Source organism: Koromonas humicola (assembly GCF_059726255.1).
The window spans coordinates 1,254,424-1,268,786 of the sequence record NZ_AP040873.1 but is presented as its reverse complement, the minus strand read 5'-3'; the positions used below and the strand labels follow the sequence as shown (position 1 = coordinate 1,268,786).

Genomic DNA, 14,363 nt, shown 5'->3' with positions numbered 1-14,363 from the left:
TTTTCTTTTTGGGATCGAAGTTCGGAGGTGGGGGGTAGGGGTCCTTCGCTTCGCTCAGGATGACAGCTCTAGATAACAGCAAAAGCTAGGGCCAAGATTCGACCGACCCAGCCGAACGGGCTGGCGCTGGGATCAGGGCAGGAGCATTTTCAGGCCGGTGGAGAGTTGTGAGGTGATCGAGGCTTCGGGATCCATGCCGTTGATGCGGAGGCGCACGACTCCAGAGCGGTCGAGCAGCAGGTAGGTGGGGCAGACGTTGGCGGCGAAGAGAATTCTGAGGCTTTCGTCGCTGTCCCGAGTCTGGGGCCAAGTCATTTCGTTGGCAGTCACGAAGTCGCGCCATTTCGGTGCGCTCTCATCAACGCTGATGCTCAGGATGACGAGGCGGTCTTTGTATTCGTCTCGAAGGCGCTTGAGTTCGGGAATTCCGGCGCGGCATGGCGGACACCAAGTGGCCCAGAAATCAAGGAGAACGACTTTGCCTTTCAGATCCGATAGCGAAAGCTGTTGGCCGTCGATGGTGGTGACATGGAATTCGGGAGCGAACTCGAGGCGCTGTGATTTGGGGTTGTCGATCCAGTGGCGGATCATTTCGCGCGACCCGCTGTCGAGGTCGGGAGAGCTGGCCAGCGATTGTAGTTCGCGGAGTCCGTCGTCGAACTTGCCCTGACGGAGGAGGGAGAGGCCGAGAAGGATGCGCGCTTCCAGGCTTTCGGAATTCTCGGCAAGGGCGGCACGGGCTTCGGATTCAGCAGCGACGAGGTCGGCAGGGCTCTTGCGGGTTTCGAGGTAGATGGAGCCGCGCTGGACGTGAGCAAGGGCGCGTTCGGCGGGGGTGCTGGCGATCTGGAGCGCTTGGGCGGATTCAGCGAGGGCGGCGCCTTGCTGGTCTCCGAAGCGTCCGCGAGCGCGGGCGGCCATGGCGAGGCAGGGCGAGCAATGGCCGTTTAGGTCGGCGTTGGCCTTCTCGAATTCATCGGCTGCGTGTGGGTAATCTCCGCTGATGTAGGCAGACTGCGCGGCGGAGTAATGAGAGTTGGATTCAAAAGCTTGCTCCTGCGAAAACAGCAGAACAGGTAGCCCGAGCACCGCGACGAGGAACGCAATCCGCATGATGAAGGTCCGAAAGGTTTGTGTCTGTTTACGATGGTAAATTGTTGGTGGGCAGTAGAAAAGGCCCGAAATTAGCCAGAATTGCGCCTCACGCTATAATCGAGAGATATCCAGAGTCCTCCGTCGCTCACTGGGAGCCGGCTGGAACTCGCTGGGAGTGGGGCTCCCGCCGAAATCATGGAATTAAAAGTTCAAAGCAACTACAAACCTCAGGGCGATCAGGCCAGCGCGATTGACCAGCTTATGCGTGGCTTGGACGAAGGCGAGAAGCATCAAGCACTGCTCGGAGTGACGGGCTCGGGCAAGACCTTCACGATGGCGAAGGTGATTGAGGCCTGTCAGCGTCCGGCGCTGGTGATGGCGCACAACAAGACCTTGGCGGCGCAGCTCTATCACGAGTTCAAGAGCTTCTTCCCGCAGAACGCCGTGGAGTACTTCGTTTCCTACTACGACTACTACCAACCGGAGGCGTACATTCCGGCGGGCGATATTTACATCGAGAAGGAATCGACCATCAACGATGAGCTGGACAAGTTGCGGCTGAGCGCGACGCGTTCGCTGTTTGAGCGGAGGGACTGCATCATCGTCGCCTCGGTGAGCTGCATCTACGGCCTCGGTTCTCCGGAAGCGTATTACGGCATGTTGCTGTTCCTGGAGAAGGGACAGAAGATCAAGCGCAAGGACATCACAAGCAAGCTGGTCGAGATCCTCTATGAGCGCACGGAAGGCGACTTCAAGCGCGGCACGTTCCGATGCAGGGGGGACGTCATTGAGGTCTTCCCTACTTACGATGACAGCGCATACAGAATTGAGCTGTGGGGTGATGAGGTAGTCACGCTGGCGCAGATCGATCCGCTGTTTGGGACGGTGAAGCAGAAATATCAGCGGCTGCCGATCTATCCGAAGTCGCACTATGTCATGAAGCCGGAGACGAAGTCCTCCGCAATCGACACCATTGTGCAGGAGATGTTGTGGTGGGAGAAGGAGCTTGAGAATCAGGGAAGGATCGTGGAAGCGCAGCGCATTCACCAGCGCACGCGATTTGATCTGGAGATGATCAAGGAGATGGGATACTGCCACGGCATTGAGAACTACTCGCGCCATTTCACGGGAAGGCTGCCGGGCGAACCTCCACCAACACTGCTGGATTATGTGCCGAGGGACTATCTGCTGTTCATGGACGAGTCGCATCAGACAGTGCCACAGGTAAGAGGCATGTGGCATGGCGACCGATCACGCAAGCAGAACCTGATCGACTACGGTTTCCGACTGCCGAGCGCGCTGGATAATCGTCCGCTTACGTTCGAGGAATTTGAGGCGAGAGTGAACCAGGTGGTCTATGTGAGCGCCACGCCGGGGCCGTATGAACTTACGAAGTCGAGCGGCGTAGTGGTGGAGCAGATCATTCGTCCGACAGGATTGGTGGATCCGCAGGTCGAGGTGCGTCCGGTGAAGGGGCAAATTGACGACCTGCTGCACGAGATTCGAGCGAGAGTGGAGAAGAATGAGCGCGTACTCGTAACTACTCTGACGAAGCGCATGGCGGAAGACTTGGCAGAGTACTACAGCGAGGTGGGAGTGCGGTGCCGATATATGCACTCGGAGATCGAGACGCTGGAGCGCATCAACATTCTTCGCGATCTGCGCAAAGGCGAATTCGATGTGCTAATTGGTATCAATCTTCTGCGCGAAGGGTTGGACTTGCCGGAAGTGTCGCTGGTGGCGGTGCTGGATGCGGACAAGGAAGGGTTCCTGCGCTCGACTGGGTCGCTGATTCAAACCATTGGACGTTGCGCAAGGAACGTCGAAGGACGGGCGATTCTCTATGCCGACCGGATGACTGACTCGATGAAGCACGCGATTGGCGAGACGGATCGACGCAGGGCGATTCAGGAGGCATACAACGAGGAGCACGGGATCATTCCGCAGACGGTGGGACGCTCGGCCGATATGTCGCTGGCACATGTGATCGAGGCGGATTATGCCGAGGTTCCGGTGGAGAGCAACGGCGTACCGGAGTTCAAATCACAGGAGCAACTCGATGCGTTCATCGCAAAGATGGAAGAGGATATGCGCGAGGCGGCGAAGAAGTTCGAGTTTGAACGCGCTGCAAAGTTGAGAGATGCGGTCAAGGAACTTCGTATAAAGGAGTTTCTGTTCTCGTAGAAAGCTGGAAATTCTGGGCAAAAAGGAAAGAGCGTTGAGGGGCCATGTGCCACTCCTCGCTCTCTTTCTTGTACATGGGCCATGTGCCCATTTTTTGCTCGCTCTTCGTTATGCAGCTAGCTTGCGCTCTGGATGCGACAAGGCTTCAAGCGCGCTGAAAGTCTGTTGCGCACTTGGCGAATCCTTGTAGATATAAGCCGTTCGATTCTTGTATTGGACTTCGACGAGATCTTCGCCCACCTTACAGGCCACGATGGGCAGCTTTACTGATGAATTCCGGGTTCTTTCCATTCACTTGCCTCCGCGCCGAATGTCAATCGGGCGACATTTGGGCGGCAGGCATTATGGTTCTAAGTTCCCGGGCAAGCAAGATGCTGCATCGGTAAAAAGAACCTTAGTCCGGGCTAATCGAGCGATCCAATCCTACTCAGCTTCTTGAAGTGAGGTGACGTGCTGCTCCAGAGCCTTGGTGTACTCACGCTCGGCCATTAGCTCCATCTCCAACTTCTTGATCTGGCTGTGCAGTCGCAGAATCTCAAGGCGCATTTTGCCCACTTCCGACGAATTGCCAGGAATGGGAGGAGCAGGCACGCGGCCGGGTTGCGGCGGCGGCACCGGAAGCTGAGCCGCTCCGGTAATCTGGGCGCCGGGAATCGAGATCGGCGGAGCAACAACCGGAGGCTGCAATGTGGCTGCCACGGTGGCTGCAATGGACGGCGGAGCTGGACGTGCTCCTGTACTGCGCGGCGGAACCGGGACAGGTCCGTTCATGCGCGGGGGCATTCCATGACCGTTGCGTGGCGGCACAGGGCCGCTGAAAATGCTGCTCAAAACAGCACTGGCATCCTGCTGCTGTACACGGGAGTTCGCTGGCTCAGGCTCAGGAACCGAGAGCAGGTGGCGAACACGGGCGATAAGATCCTGCGGCTGGAAAGGCTTGCGAATCAGCTCGTTAGCGCGAACGGCAAATGCACGTTCGGCTACGCCCTTGTTGACCACTCCCGACATCAGAATGACAGGCGTAAGCGCAAAACGGGGGTGCTGCTTTATGTAAGAGCAGACCTCGTATCCATCACGACCGGGCATGATGACGTCAGTGATAACGACGTCAGGCGCGTTATGGTCCATCAGGTCCATGGCGCTGCTGGCGTCGTGACAAGTGATGACCTCGAGATCTTCGCGCCGGAAGGCGATCTTGATCACCTCGCGCATGGTCGCGCTGTCGTCGATGAAATACACGACTGGCTTCGCGCTCATTTATATCCTCCGTCGTTGGCTGCGCGTTCTTCATCGATTTCGCGCAGCGCGTCCAGCATCAACTCGGTCACGGACCGAAAAACTGTCCGGGTGGTGGCCAGCGAGCCGGGCACAAATTTGTAAACCCCGCGTTCCTGTCCGTTGCAGCTTTTGATGATTTTGATCACAGCCTCGTCACCGATGATTTCGCCAACCTCAGCATGACGAAGCTCGCCACGCTTCATGAAGATGGTGGCGTCGAGCCCCTCGGCATTGATATACAGTCCACCGGACTGGCGCGAATGAGCGAGCATCTGGATGACACCGGGAAGATCGAGGTGCGAGAGGCTTCCTTCGAGCACCGTTTGCTCCTGCTCAAGCATCTGCGTGGGATGGAATCCCTCGGCACGGCTCAACAGGAATGTACGTACTTGGGAGGCAATGTTTTCAGGTCCACGGCGGCGGTCAATGTAGTCATCGCATCCGGCGCGGAAGGCTTCCATGAGAGCCTGATCGCCTCCATCGCCCATGGCGAGGATGGGAATGTTTGCCGTGGCGGCGTCGTTGTGGAGTATCCGCGGGAGGTCGAACACACTCAGTTCGCGCAGATTTGTGGCGCAGAGTATCGCGGTGGGCGCGTCCCACTCGAGCATCGTCAGAGCATAGGAGGCCTGGGTGCTGTGCGTGACCTCGAACCCTTGTGCCTTCAACGCATCTGTCAGGCGCCGCGCAAAAAAAACGTTGCTGTCAATCACGAGGATGCGCTGATTGAGAGCTCGTGGGGTACTCATCGATTACTCTCCCTCGCCAACGAGTGGACGGGTTGAATGCAGTGTGCCACAACCTGATCGAGGTCGAGCAGCGGCACCGTTGTACCACGGGTGTACAACAGTCCAGCGACGAAAGTCACTTTATCCTCCGCCTCGCCCCGCTCCCCCTGAACCAGTTCGCAATCACCCGAGACCGGGATTGCGACAGTTTCGGTACGCCCAGCGTAATTGCACTCAGCCACCACGTAGAAGCTGCATTTGCCCGGCTGCCCGAACGCTTCGCGCAGATCGCAAACAGGAATCACCGAACCGCGCCGAACCAATACCCCGGCAAGAGATGCCATGGTATGCGGGAACGAATAAAGACTGGTCGGCATGATCAGTTCGCGAACATGGCTGGAATCAAGCGCAAAGCGCTCATCGCCAAGCGGGAATATCACGAACCGCGTTGTGTCATTCATGCGCCACTCCCAAACCACGCAAACCTGCGGCAACTTTGCGCCAATACTCGGTTCTAACGAGCGGTACAACATCGTTCTCAAGCAACAACAGGCCGCGATACCACTGGCGCTCCGATCCGCGGAACAACCCGGGAAGCGGCACCACTCTGGGCAGAGCAGTCATTCGCTCAATCTCAGTCACGCCTAGAGAGCAGTCTCCGGGCTTTAGTACGACGTACCTCTCCAGTATCCCCGCTCCGAGCCCAACTAAGCGGGCAAAATCGATGGAGCCGGGTTCCTTTAGTTTGCGAATCGCGGCACGATCGTCACGATCCCGAATCTCCTCAACCTCACTGGCCTCAACCGCAAAGCGACGCCCTCCGGCTGTAAACAGGATCACCGGACCAGCCGTTGTTGGCGCGGGCTTGGCCGGGCGCGAGATAAATACTGGACGACGTTCGCTCACTTCTTCCGCCGCGAAAAACCAAATCTGCTCCAAACACTCATTGCCCCGACGCTCCGAGAGCACTGCGATACATAGCCATGCGCCGCGAAATAGCCGACGCAATCTGCTCAAGAGGCAGAACCTGAGATACCGCGCCAGTCTTGATGGCTTCGGCCGGCATACCGAAAATCACCGAGGTCGTCTCGTCTTGCGCGAAAATGGTGCCGCCGTTTTCCTGAATCGCCATGGCTCCGCGAGCACCATCGTTGCCCATTCCGGTGAGGATGGCAGCCACGGAACTGCTCCCCGCAAGTGCAGCAACAGATTCCAGGGTGACGTCAATGCTGGGACGGTAGCCAGCAATACGCGGACCGTCGTCGAGCACGATTCGTCCCGGAGAAGCGACCCGCAAATGGCAATCGCCAGGACAGACGTAAGCTTGGCCTGCACAGAGGGTCTCGCCGGATTGTGCCTGCTTCACTGGAATGCGGGCTACAGAGGCAAGCTGCTCGGCAAACTGCGGCGTGAAGGCTCCGGGCATGTGCTGAATGATCAACAAGGCTGCGGGGAAGTCAGAAGCAAACTCGGGAACAAGCTTCATCAATGTCGCAGGGCCACCGGTGGAGGCTGCAAGCACGGCAATGGGCACACGAGTTCCACCCGAAAGCGTGATCGGTGCGGGTGCGGGCAACGGGTCCAATTCCGACAACGGATTCTCGATCGCTAGGAGCGGGGGCAGAGGCACCGCTGGCTTGGGAGCGGCTGAGCGACCCAGATTCCGAACCACGCGAACCTTGGAGGCGATGCGCAGCTTACGCACGAGATCGTCGCGCACTTCGGACATGTCGAGATCGATGGCGGCGCTGGGCTTGGCAAGAAAGTCGATAGCTCCAAGTTCAAGCGCGCGAAGCGTGGCTTGGGCTCCTTCGCGAGATTCGGAGCTGACGATGACGATAGGGCGAGGATCGGTGGACATGATGATCTCGGTGGCTTCGAGACCGTCCATGTGGGGCATGTTGATGTCCATGGTGATGACTTGGGGTTTGAGCTGGGCGGATTTCTCCACGGCCTCGCGTCCGTCGCGCGCTTCGCCCACTACCTCGAAGGCCCCATCAGAGTCGAGGATGCCAAGCAGAACTCGGCGCATGAAGGCCGAATCGTCGGCAACCAAAACCCGGATCTTTTCACCATTGATCATTGTCTTTCTCTTACCGTCTTTCCAATACTCGAATCCAGCTTTCTCACTGAATAACGGGAGCGGGAGTGGCCTGCCCCGAGGTTCCAATCAACTCCACTACTTGCGCGATGAAGGATTCCTCCTGCACCGGCTTGACCATGAACGCCACAGCACCTTCCTTGAGTGCGCGATCGCGGTGCTTTGCTCCGGCGCGCGAGGTGACGACCATGACAGGCACCTTGCTCGTACTGGGCGTTTGCCGCAGGTGCATGATGAGCTCGTAGCCGTTGGTGCGCGGCATTTCAAGGTCGGTGATGACCAGGTCGCAGTCATTCGAGGTTGCGATTTCAAGCGCCTCAAGACCATCGGAAGCGAGCTTGACGCGATACCCGGCCTTCTCCAACATGCGACCAACGAACTTGCGCACGCTGATGGAGTCGTCCGCGAGGACGACGAGTTTTTCCTTCTCGACCACATCGACGGCCTCGGCGGGAATTTCACCGCGAGCAACAGCCGCAGCTCCGGGGAGGAATAGACGCGCTGCATTGATAGCCGTGGTCAGTGGACGGCGCTCTATGGACTCGCCCATGATGAGGCGATTGATATCGACGAGCAGAATCAGGCTGCCGTCAGGCGCGATTGTGGCGCCGGGGAACATTTTGACGTTGCGCAGGTACTCGCCGAGGTTTTTGATGACGATTTCATCCTTGCGCAGGACTTCCTCGACAACGACGCCGACCTGGCGGCCTCCGACGTTGACCAAAACGAGTCGGAGATAGCCGTTGATGGGCCGCAAGGCGGGCAGTTGCAGAGCTTCATCAAGCCGCACGACTTCGGTAAGTACGTCGCGAACCTTGGTGATGAGTTTGCCGCCAACTTCCTCGATTTCGGCGGGACGGATGCGGCGGATCTCTTCGACGAAGGCCAAGGGGAAGGCGAAGGTCTGGTCGCCACACTGCACGAACAGTGCCTGCGAAATGATGAGCGTGAGCGGGACCTTGAGGGTGAATCGAGTGCCGATTCCCTTCTCCGTCTCAACCTCAATTTCGCCATTGAGGTTGTTGACGTTAGAGCGCACCACATCGAGACCAACGCCACGGCCAGCGAGTTCGGTCCGGCGAGGCGCGGTGGAGAATCCAGGGCGGAAGAGCAGATCGACGAGTTCCTGCCGATTGAGGCCTTCGACATCTTCGGCGGAAACGACTCCGCTCTCGATGGCGGTGCCTTTTACGCGTTCGAAGTCCACGCCACGGCCATCATCCTCGACCTCGATGTAGATGTGGTTGCCCTTGTGGTACGCGCGGACGGCGATATTGCCCTGGTCGGGCTTGCCAGCCTCGTAACGCTCATCCACGCGTTCAATGCCGTGTGCAACGGCATTGCGGACCAGGTGCAGCAGCGGATCGGCAATCTGCTGAATGATGTTGTTGTCGAGTTCGGTTTCGGCTCCGGCGAGATTGAGCTCAACCTGCTTGTTGCTAGCCTTGGCTGCGTCGCGAACCGTGCGCGCGATACGCGTGAACAGGTTGCCGATGGGCACCATGCGGGCCTGCGTGATTTCGTCCTGCAGGCGATGAGCCAACTTCGTGAATTCGTCGATATCGCCATCAACACGCCGCACGAATCCGTCGAGCTGATTGAGGACCTCGGTGATATCAGCAGAGATTTCGGTCAGCGAGCGCGAGAGAATGCCGAAATCGTCATACCTGTCCATCTCAAGTTCGGTGAACTCGGACGAGGTGCCGTCGAACCCGCCAAGTGATGGCGAGGAAAAGCCGTAATCGTGACCACCCACGCCGGGACCGGGTACGAATGGACTCCCAAACGCCTGTCCGCTGCCGCATCCCGCAGAGGAATGAGCAGAGAGCGCTGATCCGGGCCACTGCGTAGCGGAAAATGCGGGCGAGGAATTGATTCGGCTGAACTCGTACTTCTCCTGGAACTCATTGACCTTGTCGGCCATGCGGCCTTTGGAGAAGTTGAGGACATCAGCAAGCTTTTCGAGCTCGGCAAGTCGGCCGAGCATGCGAGTACGGTTGATGACCAGTTCGCCTACCGCGTTCATCATGCGGTCTAGGCGCTCCAGGCCGATGCGAACAGACTTCGATTGGGCCATGCCCACCGGGGCACGCGGGGCGGGAGCGATCTCGGAAGACTCGGGCTTAGGCTCCTCGTTGGCCTCTTCGGTTCTCGCGTCTGTCGCAGGCGCACGTTCGATTGCAGCGGGGTCGGCGGAACTCTGCTGAGTCGCAGGCTGAGCCAGAGGAATGGACGCAGGTGCAGGCTCAATTGAAACGGCTTCCGCCGAAACCGGCTCGGCAGAGATGGCGTGCTGCAGACGCGCTATGAGGGTGCGAGCGGCGAGTTGGAAACTAGCTTCGTCTTCCCACTGGCGGTAAATCTGCTTCTTTAGGACGTCGATCGTCTCAAGGCAGAGATCGATGATTGTCGCACTGGGCTTGAGTTCACCATCGCGCAGCTTGCCAATGAGATCTTCGGCACGATGAGCGATGGTCGAGATGCGTTGGCATCCAACCTGTGCAGCCGACCCCTTGATCGTGTGCATGGAACGGAAGAGGCGGTGGATGTCCTCTTCGTTCGGATTTGCTTCGAGCGCAAGCAGACAATCGGTAATGACTTGGAGATGCTCTTCAACCTCCGGGATGAAGAACTCAAGAATCTCGTCGGGAATCGGCTCATCCTGCGCAAGCTCGGGAACATCATCAATGGAAACCGGAGCCGATGGGCGCACAGGAGTAGCAACAGACGCAACCGCGGGAATAGGCGGTTCCGGGGTAACCGGAGATGCAGCAACCGGAGCGGGTTCAGAAGCTTGCGGAGGCGGGGCGGGCGCTGCCGGAATCAACGGCGCAGGAGTTGTAGTCTGAGCCGGAGGCGGTGCACTTTGTACAGGTGCGGGCGTCATCGTCGGCGCAGGTTGCGGAGCCACAGGTACGGGTGGCGCGGCGGGTGCCGGGCACGATGGCACGACAGGCGCACATTGTGCGGGAGCGGGCGTTGCGGGCTGAGCGGCAGGAGCAGGTGGCGGCTCGGTCGGTGCTGGCGCGGCTGGCTGTCCCTGGAATGCGAACGGATAGCGCTGCTTAAATGCGGCAATGTCGTCGGCGGCCTCAACGCCATTCGCGCTGATCATGATGAGGTCGCTCTCGAGAACGGCAATGGCCTCGTAAATGAACTCGACGAGAGGGGCGGTGGCCTCGGGGCTGATTGTCGCGTTCATCGCGTACTGGAAGATGTGCGCCAGTTTGCTGGCTACCTCCTGAAATAGCGAGTAGCCATAAGTACCGCCCGTGCCTGCGACCCCGTGCGCAGAAATGTAGAGACGCTCGATATCGTCGTACAGAGGATAGGGATCCTGCAGGATGCCCGAGTACTCACGCAGAAACTGCAGGTGCTCGCTGGCTTCCTGGAGGAAAAGCTCGATCATCTCCTGGCTAGGTCCGGTCATCGCTCACCTCCGCCAGCAGCGCCTTGGGTAAGGGGCTTTTGAAGCAGGCGCGCACCGTTCATGATGATCTGCTTGAAGCGCACCGGGACATTAGCGACCGACTCGGCGTGTCCGAGGAAGAGATAGCCGCCGGGTTCGAGATAATCAAAGAAGCGCTGGATCAGCCGGGTGCGCAGTTCGTCACTGAAGTAGATCAGCACGTTCATGCAGAAAATGCACTCGAATCGGCCCAGATAAACCTGCTGAGCGAGGTTCATCGGCGCGAACTTGATCATCTCGCGAAGCTGCGGCTTTACCTTGAAGTGCTCGCCGTGGGGAGTGAAATATTTGGGAATGTATGCGGGGAGAAGATTCTCAAGCACGCGCGCTGAGTAAATGCCGCGATCGGCCCGCTCAAGAGCCTCACGACTGATATCGGTGGCCATGATGCTCGCATTGAGCCCCGTGCATTCTCCAGCGGCTTCACTCACGGCTAATGCTACGGAATATGGCTCTTCACCGCTGGCGCAACCTGCGCTCCAGATTCGTAGGGAGTGATCCTTGTCCCAGAACTTCCGGGCTTCGAGATCGGGAAGCACGTATTCCTGGAATGCAGAGAACAGGCCCGGATAGCGCCAGAAACGCGTTTCCTGAGTCAGCAGGCGCTCAAGTAAATTGTCATATTCAACGTTGGAATTGCGAACGAGCCGAAGCAGTTCGAGCCCGTAGGTGAGGCGCTTACGCTGCATGTGTTCGACGACACGCGAAGTAAGAAAGCGCTCACGCGAGTCGTCGAAGACAACGCCGGAGCGCTGCTCAATGAGCAGTTGGAGCTCTCGGACCTCGTGATCGGTCAGCAGCGGATTGATTTCAGCTTCGTTCATCGCGCGTTACTACAGTTCACTTCTCTGCCGTGATTAGCCGGACTGTTAGTTGCGTGCCACGCCTGCCTGCAATTCTTTGCGAGGCTGCTGCTGTGCCGCGGCCTGTACTCGGAACTGCGCAAGAGCTTCATTGAGCTGCTCGCTCATCTTCACCATCTGCTCGGTACTACGGGCAGTCTGTCGTGCGCCCTGCGATGTTTGACGGGTGATGTTGGAGATGATCTGCATAGCATTCGCCACGCCTTCGGTGCCGCGCACCTGCTGTTTACTGGCGAGTGAGATTTCCTGCACAAGTTCGGCGGACTGACGCACGACAGCGGAAATGGCTTCGAGCGCTTTGCCCGCCTGATCAGCCAGCCTAGCTCCTACTTCCACTTCTCGGGTGCCATCTTCCATCACGACGACGGCTTCATTCGTTTCGGCCTGGATAGCTTTAATCAGCGCAGCAATGTCCTTGGTCGCGGTACGCGAGTGCTCGGCAAGTTTTCGGACCTCATCGGCAACTACGGCAAAACCACGCCCGGCTTCACCAGCACGCGCAGCCTCAATGGCGGCATTGAGCGCGAGGAGGTTTGTCTGCTCGGTAATGTCATTGATCACGTTAATGATTTCGCTGATTTCGAGAGAGCGGTCGCCGAGGGACTTGATCTTCTTGGCCGTGGCTTGGACGCTGGCGCGGATGCGCTGCATGCCTTCGAGAGTGTCGCGGACGGAGCGGTTACCCTGCTCGGCGGCGTCAAGAGCGCGGCGGGCCGCTTCGGCGCTGGCTTCAGCATTGTTGCTCACCTGCTTCATCGAAACCGTGAGCTCTTCCACTGCCGACGAGGTGTTGGTGATTTCGTGATCCTGCTGAGTCGCGCCGGTGGCCATCGCCTCGGAGGCTGCAAGAATCTGGTTCGCCGTGGTAGATACGTCGTTGGCGGCGTCGCGAACGCGGCGCAACACCTGCGTAAAGTTGTCGAGCATGTAGTTGACCGAGTCAACTACATTTCCAAGAGCATCGTTCGTAACACTTCCGCGAAGAGTCAGGTCGCCGCGGGCAATCTGGCTAACGATGGTGAGGAACTCGGTGATCGAGCGCTGCAGGTTCTTCTGCGATTCGTCATCCTGCATGGACCGAGCAGCCTTCTCGGCTGCCTGATTCAGATGTATCGCGATGTAACCAAAGTCGTCCTGAGAGCCTTCGTCAAGACGCGCCTTGAAGTCACCCGAACTGAGTTGCTCGGCAAACTCGGCGAGTCCTTTCACAGGTTCGGAAACCTTGTTGGAAAGGCGGAACAGAACGAACAACGAGCCAATCACCAGGAACCCAAGCGCTGCAAGCAGCAGAACTAGAGCATCCGAAGGCAACGCGCCTATCTGGAGCAGCGACTTGTTACCGGACTTCGCGCCAGCCGAGAAGGCCAGCCAAAACACCGCAACGGCAGCCACCAGATTGACAAGTACCAGGACGATGATTGCCGAATTCAGACGACCTTTCATAAGACCTCCAGGACAACGCGAGCGCCTCGTACACCACGCGCCGCCTTTACTCTCAGGCGCAATTGCGCCGTACAACGCAAAATCTGGCCGGCCCGCTAAGGTTCCGGCTCAAACCTAAATAGCGCCAACTGGGAAAGAATCCAGAACGCGCTTCAAATCCAAAGCCAATGCCAGCCGATCACCATGGCGCAACATGCCCGCACAGTGCGGAACGTCACGCGGCGCCTCATCCTTGAGCAACGGTTCGCTGGTGCTATAAGTTCCAATCACCTCATCGGCCGCTATGCCTACACGCACGTCAGGAGCATTAGCGTCCCCACGAAGGCAAGCCACAACTACCTGTTTCGGCGGCATATCGGCGCGGCGCACCTCGGTGAACGCAATATCAACAACGGGAACGATCGTTCCTCGCAGATTGAAAACACCCATTAAGAATGGCGGCGACAGTGGCAGGCGCGTCAGGCGTGGCCACTCCACTACTTCATCGACTTCCAGCACGTGCAGGCAGAATCGCTCGCGTCCGGCACGGAAGATGCAGTACTGTTCTTGCGGCAGCTCGGGCTCAGGCGCAACAGCCTCTTCCCCCGCGAATTCGGGGTCGACTACCGAAGGCTCCTGCAATTCCGGGTTTTGTGGCTGCTCCTCCATCGTTCTTATCCGATCACCCGCTGAACTTCCCCCACCAATTGCTGGCCGGTGAATGGTTTGACGACATACCCGTCTGCACCCTGCTGCAGGCCCCAGAACTTATCGCTTTCGCCACTCTTGGAACTGACCAGCACGATGGGAATTCGGCTGAACTCCTGGCTGCTCTTCAATTCACGACAAGCCTGAAATCCATTCCTGCCCGGCATGACAACGTCGAGGAGAATCAGGTTCGGATGCTCGGCGGCGACCATCTGCTCAATGCGCGAAGGATCACTCAATGAAACCGCAGAGTATCCGGCGCTTTGCAGGAAAGATTGCATCAACCGGCTTTCCGCCTGTGAATCGTCAACAATCAGAACCTTTTTCAGCACGATGCACCTCAAATCCATTAACTGCGGCACAAGCACACTTCACTCGCAAATCTCTGGCTGCGCGATCTGCAAAAAGGTTCTTCGACCAGCGTTGCAGACCAGAGCTAAGTTTCACACTGCCTCGACTGCATGTATGCGTCGAAACACAGGCCATTCCGCATCAACCTGCGCGCCCCCGCCAAT

The 14,363-nt window shown here is 58.3% G+C and carries 13 protein-coding genes; 1 reads left to right on the top strand and 12 read right to left on the bottom strand.

All coding sequences use genetic code 11. The features are described 5' to 3' along the window. Window positions 1–132: 132 nt before the first annotated feature. On the bottom strand, window positions 133–1,113 hold the full coding sequence (locus tag AC6IZD_RS05505) for a TlpA family protein disulfide reductase (RefSeq protein ID WP_497786683.1): 981 nt from the start codon (window positions 1,111–1,113) through the stop codon (window positions 133–135). 177 nt (window positions 1,114–1,290) lie between these two features. Between AC6IZD_RS05505 and uvrB the strand changes: the two genes are divergently transcribed. Then, a complete protein-coding gene (uvrB, locus tag AC6IZD_RS05500; RefSeq protein WP_497786682.1) occupies window positions 1,291–3,279 on the top strand; it encodes an excinuclease ABC subunit UvrB in 1,989 nt (662 codons plus the stop codon). A 108-nt stretch (window positions 3,280–3,387) separates the two neighbouring features. Here the strand turns inward: uvrB and AC6IZD_RS05495 are convergent, their stop codons facing one another. The 11 genes from AC6IZD_RS05495 to AC6IZD_RS05445 form a co-directional block, all read right to left on the bottom strand. Further along, on the bottom strand, window positions 3,388–3,570 hold the full coding sequence (locus AC6IZD_RS05495) for a hypothetical protein (RefSeq protein ID WP_497786681.1): 183 nt from the start codon (window positions 3,568–3,570) through the stop codon (window positions 3,388–3,390). A gap of 132 nt (window positions 3,571–3,702) precedes the next feature. Further along, window positions 3,703–4,536 carry a response regulator gene (locus AC6IZD_RS05490; RefSeq protein WP_497786680.1) on the bottom strand — a complete coding sequence of 278 codons (834 nt, stop codon included), beginning with the start codon at window positions 4,534–4,536 and terminating at the stop codon, window positions 3,703–3,705. After that, the gene (locus AC6IZD_RS05485; RefSeq protein WP_497786679.1) at window positions 4,533–5,306 is read right to left on the bottom strand and encodes a DUF4388 domain-containing protein; all 774 of its coding nucleotides are present in this window, start codon (window positions 5,304–5,306) and stop codon (window positions 4,533–4,535) included. Before AC6IZD_RS05485 ends, AC6IZD_RS05490 begins: the two co-directional genes overlap by 4 nt. Beyond that, entirely contained in the window at window positions 5,303–5,746 is a 444-nt protein-coding gene (locus AC6IZD_RS05480) for a chemotaxis protein CheW (RefSeq protein WP_497786678.1), read from the bottom strand. Before AC6IZD_RS05480 ends, AC6IZD_RS05485 begins: the two co-directional genes overlap by 4 nt. Next, on the bottom strand, window positions 5,739–6,191 hold the full coding sequence (locus AC6IZD_RS05475; RefSeq protein ID WP_497786677.1) for a hypothetical protein: 453 nt from the start codon (window positions 6,189–6,191) through the stop codon (window positions 5,739–5,741). The genes AC6IZD_RS05480 and AC6IZD_RS05475 overlap by 8 nt, the downstream gene beginning before the upstream one ends. Window positions 6,192–6,228: 37 nt before the next feature. Next, window positions 6,229–7,368: a protein-glutamate methylesterase/protein-glutamine glutaminase gene (locus AC6IZD_RS05470; RefSeq protein ID WP_497786676.1), complete on the bottom strand. Its 1,140-nt coding sequence runs from the start codon at window positions 7,366–7,368 to the stop codon at window positions 6,229–6,231. Window positions 7,369–7,411: 43 nt separating this feature from the next. After that, on the bottom strand, window positions 7,412–10,816 hold the full coding sequence (locus AC6IZD_RS05465; RefSeq protein ID WP_497786675.1) for a response regulator: 3,405 nt from the start codon (window positions 10,814–10,816) through the stop codon (window positions 7,412–7,414). Next, window positions 10,813–11,679, bottom strand: a complete 867-nt coding sequence (locus AC6IZD_RS05460) for a CheR family methyltransferase (protein WP_497786674.1) — start codon at window positions 11,677–11,679, stop codon at window positions 10,813–10,815. The genes AC6IZD_RS05465 and AC6IZD_RS05460 overlap by 4 nt, the downstream gene beginning before the upstream one ends. A gap of 45 nt (window positions 11,680–11,724) precedes the next feature. Next, entirely contained in the window at window positions 11,725–13,161 is a 1,437-nt protein-coding gene (locus AC6IZD_RS05455) for a methyl-accepting chemotaxis protein (protein ID WP_497786673.1), read from the bottom strand. A gap of 114 nt (window positions 13,162–13,275) precedes the next feature. Further along, window positions 13,276–13,809, bottom strand: a complete 534-nt coding sequence (locus tag AC6IZD_RS05450; protein ID WP_497786672.1) for a chemotaxis protein CheW — start codon at window positions 13,807–13,809, stop codon at window positions 13,276–13,278. Window positions 13,810–13,814: 5 nt separating this feature from the next. After that, window positions 13,815–14,180 carry a response regulator transcription factor gene (locus tag AC6IZD_RS05445; protein ID WP_497786671.1) on the bottom strand — a complete coding sequence of 122 codons (366 nt, stop codon included), beginning with the start codon at window positions 14,178–14,180 and terminating at the stop codon, window positions 13,815–13,817. Between the last annotated feature and the right edge of the window lie 183 nt (window positions 14,181–14,363).